The 20,719-nt window shown below is 68.6% G+C and carries 20 protein-coding genes; 8 read left to right on the top strand and 12 right to left on the bottom strand.

The annotated features are described in order from the left end of the window. Positions 1-37 precede the first annotated feature (37 nt). Positions 38-1,489 (top strand): HNH endonuclease signature motif containing protein, encoded by a 1,452-nt coding sequence (locus J4E04_RS09435; protein WP_490150395.1) that lies wholly within the window; start codon positions 38-40, stop codon positions 1,487-1,489. Here J4E04_RS09435 and J4E04_RS09430 read toward each other — a convergent pair whose 3' ends face one another. Continuing rightward, positions 1,490-2,032 carry an alpha/beta hydrolase gene (locus J4E04_RS09430; RefSeq protein WP_307092670.1) on the bottom strand — a complete coding sequence of 181 codons (543 nt, stop codon included), beginning with the start codon at positions 2,030-2,032 and terminating at the stop codon, positions 1,490-1,492. 125 nt (positions 2,033-2,157) lie between these two features. Between J4E04_RS09430 and J4E04_RS09425 the strand changes: the two genes are divergently transcribed. The 3 genes from J4E04_RS09425 to J4E04_RS09415 are packed head-to-tail and all read left to right on the top strand — an operon-like array spanning position 2,158 to position 4,195. Further along, a complete protein-coding gene (locus J4E04_RS09425; protein WP_328809688.1) occupies positions 2,158-2,553 on the top strand; it encodes a GntR family transcriptional regulator in 396 nt (131 codons plus the stop codon). Further along, on the top strand, positions 2,550-3,470 hold the full coding sequence (locus tag J4E04_RS09420) for an ABC transporter ATP-binding protein (protein WP_490150394.1): 921 nt from the start codon (positions 2,550-2,552) through the stop codon (positions 3,468-3,470). Before J4E04_RS09425 ends, J4E04_RS09420 begins: the two co-directional genes overlap by 4 nt. Further along, on the top strand, positions 3,467-4,195 hold the full coding sequence (locus tag J4E04_RS09415; protein ID WP_222637699.1) for an ABC transporter permease: 729 nt from the start codon (positions 3,467-3,469) through the stop codon (positions 4,193-4,195). The genes J4E04_RS09420 and J4E04_RS09415 overlap by 4 nt, the downstream gene beginning before the upstream one ends. Here the strand turns inward: J4E04_RS09415 and J4E04_RS09410 are convergent. From J4E04_RS09410 to dxr, 7 genes are all read right to left on the bottom strand, one after another. Further along, the gene (locus J4E04_RS09410; RefSeq protein WP_490150393.1) at positions 4,170-5,705 is read right to left on the bottom strand and encodes a cobyric acid synthase; all 1,536 of its coding nucleotides are present in this window, start codon (positions 5,703-5,705) and stop codon (positions 4,170-4,172) included. The genes J4E04_RS09415 and J4E04_RS09410 overlap by 26 nt on opposite strands. After that, positions 5,702-6,559: a type I methionyl aminopeptidase gene (map, locus tag J4E04_RS09405; protein WP_490150392.1), complete on the bottom strand. Its 858-nt coding sequence runs from the start codon at positions 6,557-6,559 to the stop codon at positions 5,702-5,704. The genes J4E04_RS09410 and map overlap by 4 nt, the downstream gene beginning before the upstream one ends. 29 nt (positions 6,560-6,588) lie before the next feature. After that, a complete protein-coding gene (locus J4E04_RS09400; protein ID WP_490150391.1) occupies positions 6,589-8,397 on the bottom strand; it encodes a penicillin-binding transpeptidase domain-containing protein in 1,809 nt (602 codons plus the stop codon). A 53-nt stretch (positions 8,398-8,450) separates the two neighbouring features. Beyond that, entirely contained in the window at positions 8,451-9,284 is an 834-nt protein-coding gene (locus J4E04_RS09395) for a GNAT family N-acetyltransferase (RefSeq protein WP_027505050.1), read from the bottom strand. 88 nt (positions 9,285-9,372) lie between these two features. Further along, on the bottom strand, positions 9,373-10,536 hold the full coding sequence (ispG, locus tag J4E04_RS09390) for a flavodoxin-dependent (E)-4-hydroxy-3-methylbut-2-enyl-diphosphate synthase (RefSeq protein ID WP_155956970.1): 1,164 nt from the start codon (positions 10,534-10,536) through the stop codon (positions 9,373-9,375). Positions 10,537-10,639: 103 nt separating this feature from the next. Beyond that, a complete protein-coding gene (locus J4E04_RS09385) occupies positions 10,640-11,851 on the bottom strand; it encodes a M50 family metallopeptidase (RefSeq protein ID WP_222630776.1) in 1,212 nt (403 codons plus the stop codon). An 8-nt stretch (positions 11,852-11,859) separates the two neighbouring features. Beyond that, on the bottom strand, positions 11,860-13,002 hold the full coding sequence (dxr, locus tag J4E04_RS09380) for a 1-deoxy-D-xylulose-5-phosphate reductoisomerase (RefSeq protein WP_490150528.1): 1,143 nt from the start codon (positions 13,000-13,002) through the stop codon (positions 11,860-11,862). A 107-nt stretch (positions 13,003-13,109) separates the two neighbouring features. On the opposite strand from dxr, the gene J4E04_RS09375 reads away from it, so the two are divergent. Both J4E04_RS09375 and J4E04_RS09370 read left to right on the top strand, forming a co-directional pair. Next, positions 13,110-13,643: a DUF1990 domain-containing protein gene (locus tag J4E04_RS09375; protein ID WP_490150390.1), complete on the top strand. Its 534-nt coding sequence runs from the start codon at positions 13,110-13,112 to the stop codon at positions 13,641-13,643. A 100-nt stretch (positions 13,644-13,743) separates the two neighbouring features. Then, positions 13,744-14,022, top strand: coding sequence for a DUF2631 domain-containing protein (locus J4E04_RS09370; protein WP_037185298.1), 279 nt, complete (start codon positions 13,744-13,746; stop codon positions 14,020-14,022). 4 nt (positions 14,023-14,026) lie between these two features. Here the strand turns inward: J4E04_RS09370 and rlmN are convergent, their stop codons facing one another. Continuing rightward, on the bottom strand, positions 14,027-15,139 hold the full coding sequence (gene rlmN / locus J4E04_RS09365; protein WP_027505044.1) for a dual-specificity RNA methyltransferase RlmN: 1,113 nt from the start codon (positions 15,137-15,139) through the stop codon (positions 14,027-14,029). A 91-nt stretch (positions 15,140-15,230) separates the two neighbouring features. Between rlmN and J4E04_RS09360 the strand changes: the two genes are divergently transcribed. After that, entirely contained in the window at positions 15,231-15,623 is a 393-nt protein-coding gene (locus tag J4E04_RS09360; RefSeq protein ID WP_027505043.1) for a LapA family protein, read from the top strand. A gap of 178 nt (positions 15,624-15,801) precedes the next feature. Beyond that, entirely contained in the window at positions 15,802-16,647 is an 846-nt protein-coding gene (locus J4E04_RS09355) for an HpcH/HpaI aldolase/citrate lyase family protein (protein ID WP_197027755.1), read from the top strand. Between the two features lie 3 nt (positions 16,648-16,650). On the opposite strand, the gene J4E04_RS09350 is transcribed toward J4E04_RS09355, so the two are convergent. The 3 genes from J4E04_RS09350 to J4E04_RS09340 all read right to left on the bottom strand — a co-directional run bounded on the left by J4E04_RS09350 (position 16,651) and on the right by J4E04_RS09340 (position 20,708). Further along, positions 16,651-19,026 carry an ATP-binding cassette domain-containing protein gene (locus tag J4E04_RS09350; RefSeq protein WP_490150389.1) on the bottom strand — a complete coding sequence of 792 codons (2,376 nt, stop codon included), beginning with the start codon at positions 19,024-19,026 and terminating at the stop codon, positions 16,651-16,653. Positions 19,027-19,123: 97 nt separating this feature from the next. After that, on the bottom strand, positions 19,124-19,819 hold the full coding sequence (locus tag J4E04_RS09345; RefSeq protein WP_222631482.1) for a class I SAM-dependent methyltransferase: 696 nt from the start codon (positions 19,817-19,819) through the stop codon (positions 19,124-19,126). A gap of 22 nt (positions 19,820-19,841) precedes the next feature. Further along, complete coding sequence (locus tag J4E04_RS09340) at positions 19,842-20,708, bottom strand: phosphatidate cytidylyltransferase (RefSeq protein ID WP_037185291.1); 867 nt, start codon at positions 20,706-20,708, stop codon at positions 19,842-19,844. Positions 20,709-20,719: the final 11 nt, after the last annotated feature.

Here is a 20,719-nt window from a genome sequence, read left to right as displayed (position 1 = left end):
GGGGCGCTGCGTTCGGACGTCACCGGGGGGTGAATCGATGTACGAGACAACACTGTCGGTGGACCAGCTGACGGCTGCCAAGAGTGATGCTCAGGCCGCTCTGGCGCTTTCAGTCAGGGCGTCGTGTGCGTACGTGCAGGAGTCGTCGCGCCGGCCGGCAGTGCTCGGTCCGGGTGGGGTGTTCGACGCCGAGGCTGCTGAGACCTGTGCGGTGGCGGAGGTCGCGGCGGCGTTGTCGGTGTCGACGCGCACGGTGACCGAGTGGCTGTTCCTGACCCGCACCGCGCATCCTGCGGTGGCGGAGGCGTTCGATGCGGGCCTGTTGGCGTATGCGGCGTTCCGGACGGTGTGCCGATCCCTTGCCGGGGTTCCGAACGCCACCGAAGCACTGCTGCAACGGGTGATCGCTGCCGCATCGAGGTGCACTCCGGGTGCGGTGGCAGCGGCGGTCGATCGGATTCTCGCGGAGTTCGACGCGGAGTGGCACCGCATCGCTCGGGAGCGTGCGACGACGGAACGGTACGTCTCGGTAAGGAAGCTGCCGCGAGGTCAAGCCGAGCTGAAGGTTCGTGGCCCCGCAGAGCAGATTGCCGGGATGAAGCGGGCCATCGTCGAGGCGGCCCGAGGGGTGTGCGATCCGAGTTCGCTGCCGGCGCGGTTGTTCGACGCTGCGCATGCGATCATCACCGGCACACCTCTGCCGTGCGACTGCGTTGACGAGAGTTGCGCCCACGCGCCGTCGCCGGCCGCACCGGCCCATCATGCCGTCATCGTCCTCGACGCCGCCACGGCGGCGGGGTTGGCAGGGGAACCCGGTCACCTCGTCGGTTGGGGTCCGGTTCCTGCGGACACTGCACGGAGGATCGCCGGGGATGCGACGTGGCAGGCGATGATCACCGCCGCGGAGGTCGCGGAACCGCGGGCGGGGTGCAGGTGCCGATGCCCGGAGCACGACCCGCCGACCGACTCCGAACCACCGGGCCCGCCGGTGCCCGCCGCCGGGCGGGAAGTCCGCCGAACCCGCCGCATGCCCGCAGGCTGGACACCGACCACGGGGAAGCTGGGCAGCACGACAGCCCGCAAAGCCAGGGAGCAGGTCGAGTATCTCCGCGCGCTCCCACCAACGGCATTGGACCGCGCCGTAGCCGACCCCGCCGGCCACGGTGGCTTCGCCGTACCCCCGGCCGACGCGTTGACCTACCGGCCGTCCGAGGCGGTCGCAGCGCTGGTGACAGCCCTGTATCCGGCGTGCGTGCACCCAGGCTGCGCTGTGCCCAGCGAGGAGTGCGACCTCGACCACGTCGTCCCGTTCGACCACACCGACCCCCGGAGAGGCGGATGGACGGTCGCCGCCAACCTTCAACCCCTGTGCCGCCGGCATCACGGGTTGAAGACACGGGGGCAGTGGCATTACCGGAAGCTTCACAACGGCATCGTCCACATCCGCGACTCGCAGGGGAACGACTACCTCACCGCGCCCGGCGAATGATCACCAGGCGCTGGTGCGCATCACGATCTCGGTGGCCAGTGCTGCGGCCGCGGCGTCCGGGGTCGACGAGTCGAGCGTGACGACGCGGTAGTCGCCGTAGACGTAGCGGCTCGTCGCGGACGCCTCCTCCGCGAAGGTCGGGTCCACGACCACCATCGTCGTACGCAATTCGACTGCCGGGCAACCGGAGTCGTCACGAACAGCCGGGTGACCCCGGTCGATGACGACCAGGCTCGACACGCGCCCGAACGTGCGGGCGGCGAGCGACCAGGCGCGGTCGGCGCCCTCTCCCCTGCCGACCAGATTGACCCACGGCAACCCGAGAGCATCGAGCAGCGCCACGAGATCGGTGTCGTTCGGACTCACGCCGGGCTCGAGCGTGACGGTGCGCAGATCTGATGTCGTCAGCCGCGCCGCCGTGTCGTCGAAGACGTCTGCGCCGTCGTCGTCGGCCGGGAGCAACAGCACCGCGTGGCCACTGTCCGGCCCATCGATTCGCACGGTCAGATCGCCGGAGGGCAGGGAGACGGTCTGCTGCTGCATGGGACCCGACGCTACCCGACCCTGCACGTTCGCAGCCCTTGCCACGACCGAGCCGAAGGTTGTACGGTTCATTACATGAGTAATGAACCAATGAGGCTGCGGCGCCTCCGGGCGCGGTGGTCCCGGTGATGGACGACGGCCGGCCGATCTTCCTGCAGATCGCCGAGATGATCGAGAACTCGATCATCGACGGTTCGCTCGCCGAGGAGAGCCAGGTTCCCTCGACCAACGAGCTGGCAGCCTTCCACCGCATCAACCCCGCCACCGCAGGCAAGGGCCTGAACCATCTGGTCACGGCCGGAATTCTCCACAAGAAGCGAGGAATCGGAATGTTCGTCACCTCGGGCGCACGAGATGCGCTCCGCTTCCGTCGACGCGAGGGCTTCGCCGAGCAGTACGTCCGGCCGCTCGTGGCCGAGGCACGCAAACTCGGCCTCGGCACCGCCGAACTCCAGGACATGATCGACGCCCAGTCGCGAGCGTCGACTGTCGATTCCGTGACCATGGAGGCACGGCGATGACCGCGGCAGTGGCGACCGTCCGCGGTGTCACCAAGACCTTCGGCGACGTCGCCGCACTCGAGGACGTCACCTTCGAGTTGCAGGAGCACCGCATCCACGGACTGTTGGGGCGCAACGGCGCCGGCAAGACGACGATGATGCAGATCCTCACCGGTCAGACGTGGCAGGACGGCGGTGACGTGACAGTGTTCGGCGCCCGCCCGTACGAGAATGCGACCGTCCTGCGCGACGTCTGCTTCGTCAAGGAGAGCCAGAAGTACCCCGAGGACTTCACGGTCCGCCAGGTCCTGTCGTCCGCGGCGATGTTGATGCGTGACTGGGACGAAGACCTTGCCCGTCGACTGACCGACGACTTCGACCTCCCCCGTGGGCGCAAGGTGAAGAAACTCTCTCGCGGCATGACGTCGGCGCTCGGCATTGTGGTGGGTCTGGCATCTCGCGCGCCGTTGACGTTGTACGACGAGCCGTACCTCGGTCTCGACGCGGTGGCCCGGCAGATGTTCTACGACCACCTGCTCGCGGATTTCGCGGACCACCCGCGAACCGTCGTGCTGTCGACCCATCTCATCGACGAGGTCAGCGACCTCATCGACCGTGTCGTCGTCATCAGCGACGGCACCGTCGTGGTCGATGATGATGCGGAGAACCTTCGCGGACGCGCCGTGACCATCGGCGGATCCGCTACCGCCGTCGAGCGACTCGTGGCGGATCACGCTGTGCTGCATCGTGAGTCGTTCGGATCGATGGCCCGCACCACCGTACTGGGGCCCCTCGGCGACGCCGACCTCGTCCGGGCCGCTGCCGACGGGCTCGGCATCGAACCCGTGTCGTTGCAACAGTTCGTCGTCCACTGCACCGCACGCGGTCGGACCGCGCTGCCCGCCATGTCCGACACCCGAGAGGACGTCCCGTCATGACTACCGCGCTCGACACCCCCGCCGCCCCCGCTCGCGATCGCATCGTCTCCGTGATGCGCGTCCACACCCACTACCGGACGCTCGCCTTCGCGTGGCCGCTCGGCATCCTGGCCGTCATCGTCGGTATCACCTGGGCCGTTCTCTCCCTGGTCCCCGATGGCAGCATGTCGATCAAGACCGGCGGGGCGACCTTCGTCTTCATCTTCGGCCTGACTCTGTTCGCTCAGATCCTCACGCAGGTGTTTCCCTTCACTCTCGGGCTGGGCGTGACACGGAGAGAGTTCTTCGCCGCCACCGTCGCGGTCGCCGTCGTTCATGCCCTGATATTCGGGATCGGCCTGTTCGCACTCTCCCTGGTGGAGTCGGCGACCGACGGCTTCGGTGTGCGCATGCAGACGTTCTCTCTGGCAACACCTCTCGCGGGCAGTGCCGCCATCGAACTGTTCTTCCTCATCGCGGCGTTCCTGATGTGCAACCTCATCGGCATGCTGGCCGGCGCGATCTACGTGCGGTGGCGGGTGACAGGCATCTGGACGGCTGTGCTGGCCGAAGCTGTTCTGATCGGCGCCGTGATCTTCGTCGTAACCTGGCAGGGGTGGTGGGGCGCGGTCATCGAGACCGTCGCCGACGCACCGCGGCTGCTGACCATGGTGCTGCTGCCACTCCTCGTCGCGTCCGCGGCCGGTCTGGGAACACGCGTCATTCTGCGGCGGACGACTGCGTGACGCGCAGTTCGGGCAGGGCGGGAGCGCCCTCGGCGACGAGCGTGAGAAGCGCATCGATGTCGAAGGAGCTCTCCATGAGGTCGGCCAACAGATCCACCTGGGCGGTGCGCATCGCGTCGACATCGGTGTCCGGGGCCACCACGAAACCGGTGCGGCCGGCCTGCTCCGCCACCTCCGTGAGGAAGGCCCGACGAAAGTCGTCGTTCTCCAGCAGGCCGTGCCAGTGAGTGCCACGTACCCGTCCACGGATGCTGCCCTCCGGTTCACCGTCGGTGCCCGTGAACCAGGGCTCGTCGCCGCTTCGGGTCACCCGGCCGTGGTGGATCTCGTAGCCGGTCACGGGGACCGCGCCGGCACGCCCGCTGACCCGGGAGAGCACCTTGTCCGCAGCGAATGCGATGTCGAGGTCCAGGAGGCCTAGCCCTTGCACCTGCCCGGCACCCGACTCCACGGCGTCGGTGATCGTTCTCCCCAGCATCTGGTAACCGCCGCAGATCCCGAGGACCGGAGCACCGCGAGCCACGCGCCGCGCCAGCTCGTCTGCGATACCGGTGCGACGAAGCCAGTCCAGGTCCTGGACCGTGGCCTTGGAGCCGGGGAGCACCACCAGATCGGCATCTGCCAGTCGGGAGGCCTCGGTCGCCCAGTGCACCGTCACCCCCGGTTCGCACGCCAGGGCCTCGACGTCGGTGGAGTTCGAGATGCGCGGTAACCGCACGGCGGCGACGCGGAGCCACTGCGATCCGATCGGAGGAGCGGGCCGGCCCAGCGGTGCGTCGGCCACGGTCCCGAGGGAGTCCTCGGCGTCGAGCCACAACTCGTCGCTGAACGGAACGATGCCCAACGTCGGTCGGCCCGTGAGAGTCTCGAGGGTGTCGAGTCCCGGTTGCAGCAGCGCGGGATCGCCGCGGAACTTGTTCACGACGAACCCCGCGATCAGTGCCTGATCCGCCGCGTCGAGCACGGCCAGAGTGCCGAAGAAGTGGGCCAGCACTCCCCCGCGATCGATGTCGCCCACGACGATCACGGGAAGGTTCGCAGCGCGCGCCAGTCCCATGTTCGCCAGATCGGTGGCCCGCAGGTTGATCTCGGCGGGTGAGCCGGCGCCCTCGCAGATCACCACGTCGAAGTCGGCCCGCAGAGCGTCGAGTTCCTCCGCCACGACCGAGCGCAGATGCTGTCGGTGCGTCATGTAGTCGGCGGCGCCCACGGTGCCGGTGGCCCGGCCGCGAACAACCAGTTGCGACGTCCTGTCCCCGCCTGGCTTCAGCAGTATCGGATTGAACCGCACGCTGGGCTCGAGACCGCATGCCCGGGCCTGCAGTGCCTGCGCACGGCCGATCTCCCCTCCGTCCAACGTGACGACGGAGTTGTTGGACATGTTCTGCGCCTTGAAGGGCGCCACCCTCACACCGCGTCGAGCGAGGAGGCGGCACAACCCCGCCACGACGACACTCTTGCCCGCGTCCGAGGTGGTTCCCGCGACCAGAATGGCGCCGCGAAGGGTCAAGAGAGGGTGAGGATCTCGGCGCCCGTCTCCGTGACGACGAGAGTGTGCTCGAACTGGGCGGTCCAGGATCGGTCCCGCGTGACGACGGTCCAGCCGTCGTTCCACTGGTCCCAGTCGATGCCGCCGAGGGTGATCATCGGCTCGATGGTGAAGACCATCCCGGGCTCCAGCACCGTCTCGACGGTGGGCTCGTCGTAGTGCAGCACCACCAGGCCGTTGTGGAAGGTGGTGCCGATGCCGTGGCCGGTGAAGTCCCGGACGACGCCGTACCCGAAACGATCGGCGTACGCCTCGATGACCCGTCCGACGACGTTCAGAGCGCGACCCGGCTTGACCGCCTTGATCGCCCGCATGGTGGCCTCGTGGGTGCGCTCCACGAGCAGGCGCGCTTCCTCGGAGACGTCCCCGGCGAGGAAGGTGGCGTTCGTGTCACCGTGCACCCCGTCGATGTACGCCGTGACGTCGATGTTGACGATGTCGCCGTCCTGCACGACCGTCGAATCGGGGATGCCGTGGCAGATGACCTCGTTGAGCGAGGTGCAGCAGGACTTCGGAAAACCCTTGTAGCCCAACGTCGACGGGTACGCGCCGTGGTCGACCATGTACTCGTGGGCGATACGGTCGAGTCGGTCCGTCGTGACGCCCGGCTCGACGGCCTTTCCGGCCTCCTGCAGTGCCTGCGCGGCGATGCGGCTCGCCAGACGCATCTTCTCGATGGTCTCCGGGGTCTGCACCCACGGCTCGTGGCCTTCGCGCGCAGTCTTCTTCCACGCGTACTCGGGGCGCTCGACGGACTTGGGAACATCGAGAACGGGTGAGACGGTGCCGGGTTCGAGAACGGTGCGGACGGACATGGCACCAGCGTAGTCGCCGCCGGTCGCGGTCAGTATCCGGCGGGCAACGCGGTGATCATGTCCCGCGTCACGGCGACGGCATTGTCCGAGCTGCCGCCGCGCACGACCAGGGTCGCGAACGCGAGATCACCGCGATATCCGACGAACCAGGCATGGGATCCGCCGTCGACCTCGGCCTCACCCGTCTTGCCGTACACCTCGCCCTGGTCGGCGATCCGGTCCGCGGTGCCGCTCGTGACCACCGAGCGCATCATCCCGCGGAGTCCGTCGACCATGGCCGGCTCGATCTGCGGGTGGTCACCGTCGATCGTGGTCTCCTCCCCCTGGATCAGCCGGGGAACGGGCGTCGATCCGTGTGCGACGGTCGCGGCGGCGAGAGCCATGCCGAACGTCGACACCAGCACCTTTCCCTGTCCGAACCCGTCCTCGGTGCGCTGCACCAATTCCTCTGCGGGCGGGACGGATCCCGACTCGGTGGGCAGACCCACGACGCCGTAGTCGGGCCCGACGCCGAACATGGCCGCCGCGTCGGTGAGAGCACTCGCGGACATCTCACTGGCGAGCTTCGCGAACGAGGTGTTGCACGAGCGCGTGAAGGCCGTGTTCATCGAGACGTCCCCGAGGGAGAACTCGTTGTAGTTGGGCACGCTGCGCTCGCCGATGACGATGCGGCCCGGGCACGGCACGGTGGTCTCGGGCGTCGCGAGTCCCTCCTCGATGGCCGCACCGGCCGTGATGATCTTGAAGGTGGAGCCCGGTGGGTAGAGGCCGGTCGAGGCCACGGGACCGTCGCGATCCGCCGCCGGGTTCTGCGCCACCGCGAGGATGTCGCCTGTCGACGGCTGGATCACCACCATCATCGCCTGGTCCCGTGACACGTTGACGGCGTTCTGTGCGGCCACCTGCACCGGACGGTCGAGGCTGATACTGATCGACGGAACCGGCTGCGGCGCCGTCTCGGTCAACACACCGGTGTCCGCGCCGTTGGTGTTGACCGCCACGACGCTCCAGCCCGCGGCACCGTCGACGCGGTCCATCACGGTCTTCTTCACCTGGCTCACCAGGTCGGGGGCGAACGTGCGATCGGTGGAGACCAGGTCGGACTGCTCCGTCACCGACACCCCGGACAACGCGAGCAGACCGGGCGCGACGGCGTCGTAGTCCTCGTCCCGGAGGGTCATCAGGCGGTAAGGGCCCTGCGTCGCGGTCGCCGACTCCACGATGGACTGCGCCGTGATCGACGCGTCGAAGGGCTTCAGGATGCGTTCGAGGGTGCGCGCCGTGCCCACCACGTCGGTCGACTCGGCGGCGTCGAAGGACACCCCCTGGACCACCCCGGGCACCAGGACGTCGGACCCCGCGTGCTCGTTGACCCGCGCCCGCGGCGCCGACGTGGACCGCAGCACCATCGACTGGGTGTCCCCGAGCTTGGGGTGCAGATCGGTCGAGTTCCACCGGACCACCCAGGCCCCGTCGCGTCGGCCCATCTGCAGGGCCCCGTCGTAGGTCCAGGTGCGGTCCTTCGGAAGGTGCCACGTGTAGGTGTAGTCGACGGTCGCGGTGTCGCCGTTCACGCTCACCGCGCCGGTCGCCGCGTCGAGCGACTCGGCCTGTAGGCCGTCCCACGCCTGATCGACGGCGGCGGTCGCGAGGTCCGGCCGATCCGTGGCCTGCGCCGCGGCGGCACTGTCACGCTGGGCCAGCGCGGAAACGAACGAATCGGCCGCGGACTCGGGGCCCTGCGGTTTCGGGGTGCACGCCGAGGCCGCCACCGCGGTGATCGCCGCGACGAGCACGATCAGGACGCGGGTGGCACGGCCGTGTTCACGAGAGGTCATCGATTCTCATCGTAGGGCGACGGGACGCCCGCGGCCCTCACCCTGCCAGCGTGTCAGTCGAGCAGAACTGTGGAGAAGGTGGCGACGCGCTCGAACCCGACACGCTCGTAGGCACGGCGGGCGGGCACGTTGAAGCTGTTGACGTACAGGCTGGCCGTACGGCCGCTGTCGACCACCGCGGCCGCCACGGATGCGGTTCCCGCGGTGCCGAGCCCGCGCCCGCGGTAGAGCGGGTGCACCCACACGCCCTGGATCTGACCGACCGAGGTGGACAGCGATCCGACCTCGGCCTTGAAGACGACGCGGCCCTCCTCGAACCTCGCCCAGGCGCGACCCGCCGCGATCAACGAGGCGATGCGCCGCCGATAGCCGCGTCCGCCGTCGCCCGCGCGCGGATCGACGCCCACCTCCTCGATGAACATCGCCACGGCAGCGGTGAGGTACACGTCCAGCTCGTCGACGGTGACGCGTCGGACGTAGGGGTCCACGGCGGTGGGCGCGCTCGTCAACGCCAGCAGTGGCTGCTCGGCACGCACCTCACGCGGGGTCCCCCAGTCCGCGGCGAGCATGTCCCACAACGGCAGCGTCAGTTCGGCTCGCCCCACCAGCGACGAGCAGACGCGGGGAGAGCGCAACGCGCGCTCGGCGAAACTCCGGAGATCGTCGTAGGTACCGAACAACGGCACGAGATTGGCTCCCGAGAAACACAGGGACGATGCCGGACCTCCGCGTGACCACAGTTCACCGTGGTTGTCGCGGGGCTCCACGCCCGATTCCTCGACACGTGCCAGCACCATGCACGATGCGACGGGATCACTGCGCAGCACACGGACGACCTCGTTCGTGTCGCGGCTCGTCAGCGCCTTAGCGCCGAGCAGCTTGAGCATCCCGCCACCTCCGTGACCACCGATCCACACCGAGCACACCCGTTGTCATGGTGACACTGCCAGGAAATGTCGCCGCAGACGAGGAGAATCAGCTGACCGACACGACGGGCGATCCGCCGGCGGCTTCCTGGTCGGACTCGTACGACTCGGCGATACGCATCGCCTCCTCGATCAGGGTCTCCACGATCATCGCCTCGGGCACCGTCTTGATGACCTCGCCCTTGACGAAGATCTGTCCCTTGCCGTTTCCGGACGCCACACCGAGATCGGCGTCGCGCGCCTCACCGGGACCGTTGACGACGCAGCCCATGACGGCGACGCGGAGCGGGATCTCCATGCCCTCGAGTCCGGCCGTCACCTGGTCGGCGAGGGTGTAGACGTCGACCTGTGCGCGTCCGCAGGACGGGCAGGAAACGATCTCGAGCTTGCGGGGACGGAGGTTGAGGGACTGCAGGATCTGCGTCCCCACCTTGATCTCCTCGTTGGGCGGCGCGGACAGCGAGACGCGGATCGTGTCGCCGATGCCGTCGGCCAGCAGCGACCCGAAGGCGACGGCGGACTTGATGGTGCCCTGGAACGCCGGCCCGGCCTCGGTCACGCCGAGGTGCAGCGGGTAGTCGCACTTGGCGGCGAGCTGACGGTAGGCCTCGACCATGATGACCGGGTCGTTGTGCTTGACCGAGATCTTGATGTCGCCGAAACCGTGCTCCTCGAAGAGGCCGGCCTCCCACAGCGCCGACTCCACCAGCGCCTCGGGCGTGGCCTTGCCGTACTTCTGCATCAGGCGCGGATCGAGGGATCCTGCGTTGACTCCGATACGGATGGGGATGCCCGCGTCACCGGCCGCCTTCGCGACCTCCTTGACGCGGCCGTCGAACTCCTTGATGTTGCCGGGGTTCACGCGCACGGCGGCGCACCCGGCATCGATGGCCGCGAAGATGTACCGCGGCTGGAAGTGGATGTCCGCGATCACGGGGATCTGCGACTTGCGCGCAATGGTCGCCAGAGCGTCCGCATCCTCCTGACGCGGGCACGCGACGCGGACGATGTCGCATCCCGCGGCGGTGAGTTCGGCGATCTGCTGCAGGGTGGAGTTGATGTCGTGAGTCTTGGTGGTGCACATCGACTGCACCGAGATCGGCGAGTCGCTGCCGACACCGACGCTGCCCACCTGAAGCTGACGAGTCTTCCGTCGCGGTGTGAGCACCGGTACGGGTCCGGCCGGCATGCCCAGTCCAACGGTCACTTCGATCCTTTCGAGCTTCTGACGGCATCTGGTGCCGACTGACTCTCCCCACTGTAGTCGCGCCGGGAGGACCGCCGTGTGTTCGCGCCGTCACGCCGGACCTGCGCTTCTAGCGGAAGATCTGAATGGGGTTCACGATGTCGGCGGTGAGGGTCAGGAGCATGAACGCGCCGCCGATGAGAATGACGACGTACGTCACCGGCATCAGCTTGAGGTAGTTCACGGGCGCACCCTTGCCCAGCCCCCGCAGCGAGCGGATCTTGTTTCGGATGCCCTCGTAGACGGTCACCGCGATGTGACCGCCGTCGAGCGGGAGCAACGGGAGCAGATTGAAGGCACCGAGGAAGAAGTTGAGGGTCGCCAGCAGCGTGACGAAGACCTCCCACAGGCCGCGTTCCGCCGCCTGACCGCCGATGACGCTGGCACCGACCACGCTGATGGGAGTGTTCGGATCCCGCTCACCACCGGTGATCGACGTCCACAGTGCCCCCACCTTGCTGGGGAGATCGACGATGGCCTGCACCGTCTGCCCCGCGATGAACACCGTGTAGGAGGCCGATCCGCCGATGGCGGACACCGCGTCGTAGTCGAGGGTGAGTGGGGTGCGGGCGACGCCGATGGCGCCGACCGTGCGCAGCTCCGTAGCGTCGGGTGCGCCGTTCTCGACGGCGAAGAGACGGTCCGTCTCCTGCACGTCGACGGGCACGGTGAGGGTCTCACCGGCCCGCTCGACCGTGACGGACACCGATCCACGCTCGTCCTGGATCGCCGCGACGACGTCGCCGAACGTGGGCGTCGACTCGCCGTTCACGGCGGTGATGACGTCACCGTCCCGGATGCCCGCGGCACCCGCGGGACCGGGACCCGAGCAGGGCGCCATGTCACCCTCGACGTTCTGCGGGGCCACGCACTGGGTCCCCGCCACGGTGGCCGTCGTGTCGCGATTGGGCAGACCCCAGCCGAGGGCGAGGGTGTACACCAGCACGAACGCCAGCACGAAGTTCATCGCGATCCCGCCGAACATCACGGCGAGGCGCTTCCAGGTCTTCTGCTTGTACATCGCGCGCTCGACCTCGTCGGGAGCGAGCTCGTCCACCGCCGTCATGCCCGCGATGTCGCAGAAGCCACCGGCCGGGATCGCCTTGAGTCCGTACTCGGTCTCGCCGCGACGCCAGGAGAAGATCTTGGGCCCGAACCCGATGTAGTAGCGGCGCACCTTCATGCCGGTGGCCTTGGCCACCCACATGTGCCCGCACTCGTGGAGCGCGATCGAGATGCCGATGCAGATCGCGAAGGCGATCACACCGAGAACGAACACCATCTTCTCGTTCAGCCTTTCGATCGTGTGGCGGCGAGTGTGCGGGCGGTGCCCCGAGCCCACGTGTCCGCTGCGAGAACGTCGTCCACCGTAGACGGTTCCGCGGACCAGTCGCCGCGTCCGGCGTCGACCACGTCGGACACGACGTCCACGATCTGCGGGAACGACAGGCGCCCGTCGAGGAACGCCTCGGCGGCGATCTCGTTCGCCGCGTTGTAGACCGCCGTCATGCAGCCGCCCAGCGCGCCGGCGGTGCGCGCGAGCTCGACCGCGGGGAACACCTCGTCGTCGAGTGGTTCGAAGTCCCACGTGTGGGCTCGGGTGAAGTCCAGGGCCGTCGCGGCGCCGGCGATGCGATCAGGCCATCCGAGTGCCAGCGCGATCGGCAGCTTCATGTCCGGCGGGCTGGCCTGAGCGAGCGTCGATCCGTCGGTGAACGTGACCATCGAGTGGACGATGGACTGCGGATGCACGGTGACGTCGATGCGGTCGTACGGGATGCCGAACAGCAGATGCGCCTCGATCACCTCGAGGCCCTTGTTCACCAGGGTGGCCGAGTTCAACGTGTTCATCGGACCCATCGACCAGGTGGGGTGCTTGTCGGCCTGCTCCGGCGTCACGGACTCGAGTCCCTCGCGATCCCAGCCGCGGAACGGCCCACCGGACGCCGTGACCACCAGTCGGGCCACCTCGTCCGCGCGACCGCCGCGCAGGCACTGGGCGAGAGCCGAGTGCTCGGAGTCGACGGGAACGATCTGGCCCGGAGCCGCCGCGGACGTGACCAGCGAGCCGCCCGCCACGAGAGACTCCTTGTTCGCCAACGCCAGTCGAGCTCCCGATTCCAGCGCAGCGAGCGTCGGCGGCAGACCGAGAGACCCGACGAGCGCGTTGAGGACCACGTCGGCCTGCACCTCGCGGACCAACGACGTCGCCGCGTCGGCCCCCGAGCGCAGCCCCGGCGTGTCCACGGTCCGCGCAGCGTCGACGTCGGCCACCGCCACGTCGCGGACACCGGTCTCGGCGATCTGCCGACGCAACAGATCGACGTTGCCTCCGCCGGCGGCCAGCCCGACCACGGTGAAACGGTCCGGTCGAGCCGCCATCACCTCGAGCGCCTGGGTGCCGATGGACCCCGTACTGCCGAGCACCAGCACCCGCACGGGTCCGTCGGTCCCACGTGCCTTCTGTTCCGTCACCTGGACAGTGTGGACGACCTCACTGAGAGCACGGTGAGCGGGCAACTGCGTCTCACCGTGTGAGGATGGACCGCGTGCCCCTGCTCCCGTCCGCCGATCCGGACTCGTACTTCTCGACGCCCCTCACGTACGCCGAGATCGGAGGGACCGCGCACGAGTCGATGCCGGCGGATTACCACCACGTCGACGTGGAGAAGCGCATCGGGGCCGGCCTCGAACTCTTCGAGCGGGCCGGACGCCGCATCGTCGAGTGGGACATGCATCGCGGCGCCGGGCTGCGGGTGCGGTCGAGCGCGGCGTCGGCGACCGTCGACACCGTGGTGGTCCTGCTGCTCGGTCCGGTCCGTATCCCGTGCCGGGTCGTCGAGGTGATCGACGAGTCGCACCACCGGGGCTTCGCGTACGGCACGCTGCCGGGTCACCCCGAGTCGGGTGAGGAGCGCTTCACCGTCCGACACGATCCGGTCACCGACGCCGTGACCGCCCACATCCGCGCCTTCTCGCGGCCCGGCAACAGGGTCGTCGCACTGGGCGGGCCCCTCAACAGGGCGACCCAGCGCATCGCGACCGGTCGCTACATAGCGGCCCTCACCGCCTGACACGTCGTGGCGACTGCCCCTACGACGGCCGGTCGTACAGCGCGCTAGGATTCAGCCCACCAGGGACCACCTGCATCACAGACTTTCAGGAGGATCGGCCGTGACCGACATCAGCCGCAACCAGGCTTCGGACGTCGAGCGCGTTCCCACGACCAAGGTCAGCACCGCCGAGGTGCCGTCCGCGGAGTGGGGGTGGAGCGGCGAAGGCCCCCGTACCTCGCGCATCGCGGGCTGGGTCACCGTCGCGATCCTGCTGGTCATGATCATCGGTAACCACACGGGCCGGGTCGAGGACATCTGGCTCGTCGGCTTCGCCGTGGCCATCGCAGGCCTGCTGGTCCGCGACATCCTGCTCCGCCGCAAGCCGCGCCGCTCCTGACGGCTCAGTTCTCGGCGGCCAGCTGCCCGCAGGCCGCCGCGATCTCCTGACCCCGCGTGTCACGCACGGTGCACGAGACTCCGTGCGCACGGACGCGTCGCACGAATTCCTGCTCCACCGGCTTCGGACTGGCGTCCCACTCGCTGCCGGGTGTCGGATTGAGCGGGATCAGGTTCACGTGGACCAGCGCCCCCAGGGCGCGCTTGAGCTTCTTGGCCAGCATGTCCGCTCGCCACGGCTGATCGTTGATGTCGCGGATCAGCGCGTACTCGATCGAGACCCGTCGCCCCGTGGTGTCGGCGTAGTAGCGCGCCGCGTCGAGGACCTCGGCGATGGGCCAGCGGTTGTTGACGGGGACGAGCGTGTCGCGCAGTTCGTCGTCCGGGCAGTGCAGCGACACGGCCAGCGTCACCGTCAGACCCTCGTCGGCCAGCTTGCGGATCGCGGGCGCGAGCCCGACGGTGGACACCGTCACCGAGCGCTGTGACAGGCCGAGGCCCTCCGGCGCGGGCGAGACGATCCGTTTGACCGCCGCGACGACGCGCTTGTAGTTCGCGAGCGGCTCCCCCATCCCCATGAAGACGACGTTGGACAGTCGCCCCTCGCCGCCCTCGACCGCACCGTCGCGGAGATCCGCCGCAGCGCTCCGCACCTGGTCGACGATCTCGGCCGTGGAGAGGTTGCGTTGCAGGCCGGCCTGGCCGGTGGCGCAGAACGGGCAGGCCATGCCACACCCGGCCTGGCTCGAGATGCACAGCGTCGCGCGATCCGGGTACCGCATGAGAACCGACTCGAGCAGTGTGCCGTCGGCGGCCTTCCACAGCGTCTTGCGCGTGTCCCCGCCGTCGCAGGCGATGTGCTTGACGGGCGTGAGCAGCGTCGGGAACAGCGCGTCCCCGACCTTCTCGCGGACCGACGCCGGAAGATCGGTCATCTTCGCCGGGTCCGCCTCCAGCCGGGAGTAGTACTGCCGCGCCAGCTGGTCGGCGCGGAACGCCGGCAGGCCCAGCTCGGCGACGGCCGCTCGACGCTGGTCCGCGTCGAGGTCGGCGAGGTGCTTCGCGGGCATGCCGCGACGGGGAGCGTCGAACACGAGAGGGAGAGCGATGGGTGCCATAGTGAGCACCATTCTCTCACTGTTCGGCGACACTGTCGGGCACGGTCGGGGCAGACGTGCATTCGCCACCTCCGTACAGCATGATCTGTACATGGCCCGCTCATCGCACGACGCATCCGATCCGAACGCCCTGACCGGCACGGACGCTCCTCTGGACACCTCCTCCACCGCCGCGGGTCTCCCCGTCGAGCAGACCGGGCCCACGGACACCCGCCTGGCGCAGGGAAAGACGCCCGACGGCGTCAAGCACACCCGTGCGGCGGCGCTCTACACCGGTCTCGTGGTGGGCGCGATCATCCTGGTCGTCCTGATGGTGTTCATCATCCAGAACCTCGACAGCGTCCCGATTCACCTGTTCGGCTGGACCTTCGACCTGCCCATCGGCATCGGCATGCTCCTCGCCGCGGTCGCCGGTGCGCTCGTCATGGCCACCGCGGGTGGAGTGCGCATCCTGCAGGTCCGCCGGGCCGCCAAGCGCAAGTAGTTTCTCGGCCGCCGTCGTGAGCGATCTCACGTCGCGGCCGTCGGTGTTCCGTCGCGCACGTGAACACTATTGACACAACCTTCACGTGTGGTGGTCTGCCGTGCACAGTGGTGGTCGAACGGTACGAGTCGCAGCTCGACGCGACCCACGAGCGACACACCGAGCGAGGACTGCACACGTGACGACCTTCCTGGAGAACCCCGTGCTATCTGGAGTGGCCGCCGACAAGGCGCGCTCGTGGCTTCTCGTTCCTGCGAGCAAGCCGGAACTCTTCACCCCGGCCGCGGAGTCCGCCGTCGACGCCGTGATCCTGGACATTGAGGACGCCGTCGCACCGGGCGCGAAGCCCGCCGCACGCGATGCCGTCGTGTCCTGGCTCCGTGCCGGCGGCCGCGCCTGGGTACGCATCAACGACGCCACCACGCCGTACTGGGCCGACGATCTCGACGCGCTGCGCGGCATCGACACCCTCGAGGGCGTCATGCTCGCCAAGACCGAGAGCGGAAGCCAGGTCGAGGCCACCGCCGACCGATTGGGTCACGGTTGCCGGATCGTGGCGCTGGTGGAGTCGGCCATGGGTCTCGAGGCTGCCCCCGAGATCGCGCGCGCCGAGGCCACCTTCCGCCTGGCGTTCGGCAGCGGCGACTTCCGGCGCGACACCGGCATGAGCGACGACCCGATGGCGATGGCCTATCCGCGCGCCCGGCTCGTCGTGTCGAGCCGCGCCGCCCGGCTTCCCGGCCCCATCGACGGCCCCACCCTCGCCGTCAACGACAGCATGCTGAGCCGCGACAGCCAGCTCACCGTCTCCATGGGCATGACCGGCAAGCTGTGCATGCACTCCGATCAGGGCCCCATCGTCAACCGCGAACTCGCACCCAGCGCTGCCGATGTGGCGTGGGCTCGGGACGTCATCGCCCAGCTCGGTGAGGACGGCTCCGGCGTGCGCGACGGCAGCGATCTCCCCCGCCTGGCCAAGGCGAAGAAGATCACCGCTCAGGCCGCGGTCTTCTCGATCGGCTGACGGTCACCGCTCGACGTACGCGGCGAGGTGTTCACCCGTGAGGGTGGACCGTGCCGCGACCAGGTCCGCGGGTGTTCCTTCGTAGACCACGGTGCCACCGTCGTGCCCGGCGCCCGGTCCGAGGTCGATGATCCAGTCCGCATGGGCCATCACGGCCTGGTGATGTTCGATGACGATCACCGACTTCCCGGCGTCCACCAGCCTGTCGAGCAGGGCGAGCAACTGCTCGACGTCGGCGAGATGCAGTCCCGTCGTGGGCTCGTCGAGGACCAGGATGCCGCCCTTGTCCCCCATGTGCGTCGCCAGCTTCAGCCGCTGACGCTCGCCGCCGGACAGTGTGGTCAGCGGCTGACCGATCTTCAGATAGCCCAGGCCCACGTCGTTCAGCCGGGTCAGGATTCGATGCGCCGCCGGTAGCGCAGCGTCACCGCCGGCGAAGAACTCCTGTGCCTGCGCCACCGACATCGCGAGCACCTCGCTGATGTCGCGGCCGCCGAGGTGGTACTCGAGGACCGAGTTCTGGAACCGTCGGCCCTCGCACAGCTCGCACACGGTGGCGACTCCGGCCATCATCGCGAGGTCGCTGTAGATCACCCCGTTGCCGTTGCACGTCGGGCACGCTCCCTCCGAATTCGCGCTGAAGAGAGCCGGCTTCACTCCGTTGACCTTGGCGAAGGCCTTCCGGATCGGCTCGAGGAGGCCCGTGTAGGTCGCGGGGTTGCTGCGCCGCGAGCCGCGGATCGCGCCCTGATCGACGGCCACGACGTCCTCGCGGCCCGAGAGCGAGCCGTGAATCAACGAACTCTTGCCCGACCCGGCGACCCCGGTCACGACCACCAGGACACCGAGGGGCACGTCGACGTCCACCGACTTCAGGTTGTGCGAATCGGCGCCGCGGATCTCCACCGCTCCGGTCGACGTGCGCACCGCGTCCTTCACCGCGGCGCGGTCGTCGAAGTGCCGGCCCGTGATGGTGTCACTCGTCCGCAGCCCCTCGACGGTGCCCTCGAAGCACACCGTGCCACCGGCCGTTCCGGCGCCGGGTCCGAGATCGACGACGTGGTCGGCGATGACGATCGTCTCGGGCTTGTGCTCGACGACGAGCACCGTGTTTCCCTTGTCGCGCAACCGGATCAACAGATCGTTCATGTTGGCGATGTCGTGGGGATGGAGTCCGGTGGTGGGTTCGTCGAAGACGTAGGTGACGTCGGTGAGCGACGATCCGAGGTGTCGGATCATCTTGGTGCGCTGCGCTTCACCACCGGAGAGCGTGCCCGCCGGCCGGTCGAGACTCAGATAGCCCAGTCCGATCTCCCGGAACGAGTCGAGGGTGTCTCCCAGCGAGGTGAGCAGCGGGGCCACGGACGGTGCCGACACTCCGCGGATCCACGTCGCGAGATCGCTGATCTGCATGGCGCACGCGTCGGCGATCGACACGCCGTCGATTTTCGAGGACCGTGCACCCTCGTTGAGCCGCGTGCCGTCGCACTCCGGGCACACGGCGAAGGTCACCGCGCGTTCGACGAACGCCCGGATGTGCGGCTGCATCGCGTCGACGTCCTTGGACAGGAACGACTTCTGGATCTGGGGAATCAGTCCGGAGTACGTGAGATTGATGCCGTCCACCTGGATCTTGGTCGGCTCCCGGTACAGCAGGTCCTCGCGCTGGCGCTTGGTGAACTTCGCGATGGGCTTGTCCGGATCGAAGTAGCCGGAGCCGCGGAAGATCCTCCCGTACCACCCCTCCATGCTGTAGCCGGGGATCGTGATCGCACCCTCGTTGAGCGACTTGCTGTCGTCGAAGAGCGCCGTGAGGTCGATGTCGGAGACGGAGCCGCGCCCCTCGCACCGCGGACACATCCCGCCGGTGATGCTGAAGGTGCGCTTCTCCTTCGTCTGACGTCCGCCCTTCTCCACCGTCACCGCTCCCGCACCGGAGATGGACGCCACGTTGAACGAGAACGCCTGCGGGGAGCCGACGTACGGCTGTCCGAGACGGCTGAAGAGGATGCGCAGCATCGCGTTGGCGTCGGTGGCGGTACCGACGGTGGACCTCGGATCGGCGCCGAGCCGCTGCTGGTCCACGATGATGGCCGTCGTCAGACCGTCGAGCAGATCCACGTCGGGCCGCGCGAGACTGGGCATGAACCCCTGCACGAACGCGCTGTACGTCTCGTTGATCATGCGCTGGGACTCGGCGGCGATCGTGCCGAACACCAACGAACTCTTGCCCGATCCGGACACGCCGGTGAAGACCGTCAGACGGCGCTTCGGGAGGTCGACGCTCACGTTCTGCAGAGTGTTGACTCTCGCCCCCTGCACCCGGATGACATCGTGGGTGTCGGCGACGTGCCGTGCGGTACTCGACTTCGTGGCCATGGCTGATGTCCTTCGTGGTGCAGCGAACGGGTCAGCGGACACGGTAGCCGGTGCGCATCGGGGCTGCTTCTCGATTCCTGATCGCCGACGCGGCGGCTCAGGCCGTCTCGAGTCCGTGCGGTCTGCGACGAGTGTGCACCCGGTATCCGACCTCGACGGACGTGCCGGTGAGCTGCCGCAGCGCGCGAGCGGCCACCCGCGGCGAGAACTCGATTCCCAGCACCGCAGCGGCCTCCTCGCGGTCCGCGAACGACCACCGCGTCCGGACCCGGCGCAGGTCGAAACCCTGCGCGGCGAAGAATCGTTCGACGGTGAGGGGGTCGTAGTGCGGCAGGTCGCGGCGCATCCATCCTCCGTACGGATCGACCGTGGCGTCGAGATCCACCACCACCACCACACCCCCGGGGCGCAGGACGCGCATGGCCTCGGTGATGCCCGGCCCGCATCCCGGCCCGAAGAAGTAGGCCGTCCTGGCGTGCAGGACGTCCGCCGAGCAGTCCTCCAGCGGCAGCCGATCCGCAGTCCCCCGGAGCACCCGCACAGCGGAGCCCGCGACCCGGTGCCGAGCACGCTCGATCAGTGGTGGGTGTGGTTCGACACCGACCACGGACCGTGCCTCGCGGGCGAACAGAGGCAGATGGAATCCGGTTCCGCATCCGACGTCGACGACGTCGCGTCCCGCCCACGGCGTGAGATCCCGCAGCACCGCCTCGATCTCGCCGGTGACGTCCTGGGCGCGATTCTCGGCCTCGTACACATCGGGCCAGTTCCAGATGTTCGGACTGGCGATCACGCCGTCGCGACCGGGCACAGGATCAGACGAAGATCGTCAGAACGATCCACGTCACGAGGATGCTGGGCAGAACGGAGTCGAGGCGGTCCATCAGTCCGCCGTGACCGGGAAGCATCGTCCCCATGTCCTTGATCCCGAGCTCCCGCTTGACCTGCGACTCGACCAGGTCGCCGAGCGTCGCGGAGAAGACGATGAGCACGCCCAGCAGGGCCCCCACGAACGGGTTCGCGTCCAGCAGGAACGTGACGGTGAGGACGCACCCGACGACACTGAAGAGCAGCGATCCGCCGAGCCCCTCCCAGGACTTCTTCGGGCTGATGGCCGGCGCCATCGCGTGCCGTCCGAACAGGACTCCGGCCGCGTAGCCGCCGACGTCCGAACACACCACCGCGATCATGAGCACGAGGACGCGCGAGCCGCCGTCGTCCTCGAGGGTCAGCAACGCCGCGAACGCACCGAACAGCGGCAGCCACGACAGGACGAAGATCGAGATCGCGCAGTCGCGCAGGTAGTTCTTCGGTGCCACGTCCAGACCACCGGACAACAGGCGCCAGACCATCGTGACAAGTACCGTCGCGGCGAACGCACTGAGCGCGCCCAGTGCGCCGAACGGCCACGCGAGCCAGATCATCGCCTGACCTCCGAGGATCACCGGGATCCGGGGCACGGAGATGTCGGACTCCCGCAGCCGCTTCGTCACCTCCCACGAGGCGACGGCGACCGCGGCCGCGGCGATGCCGATGAACACGAGCGGAACCAGGACCAGGACGACGATGAGCGACACGCCCAGTGCGCCGCCGACCGCGATCGCCGCGGGGAGGTCGCGGCCCGCCCGCGAGGTCTTCGGGGCGGGATCGGCGGTCGAACCGTTGTCGGCCGATACGGACACTGCTTCTCGTT

The sequence above is a fragment of the Rhodococcus sp. NFXS4 genome, from assembly GCF_058139645.1.
This window is presented reverse-complemented; position numbering and strand designations above follow the sequence as displayed.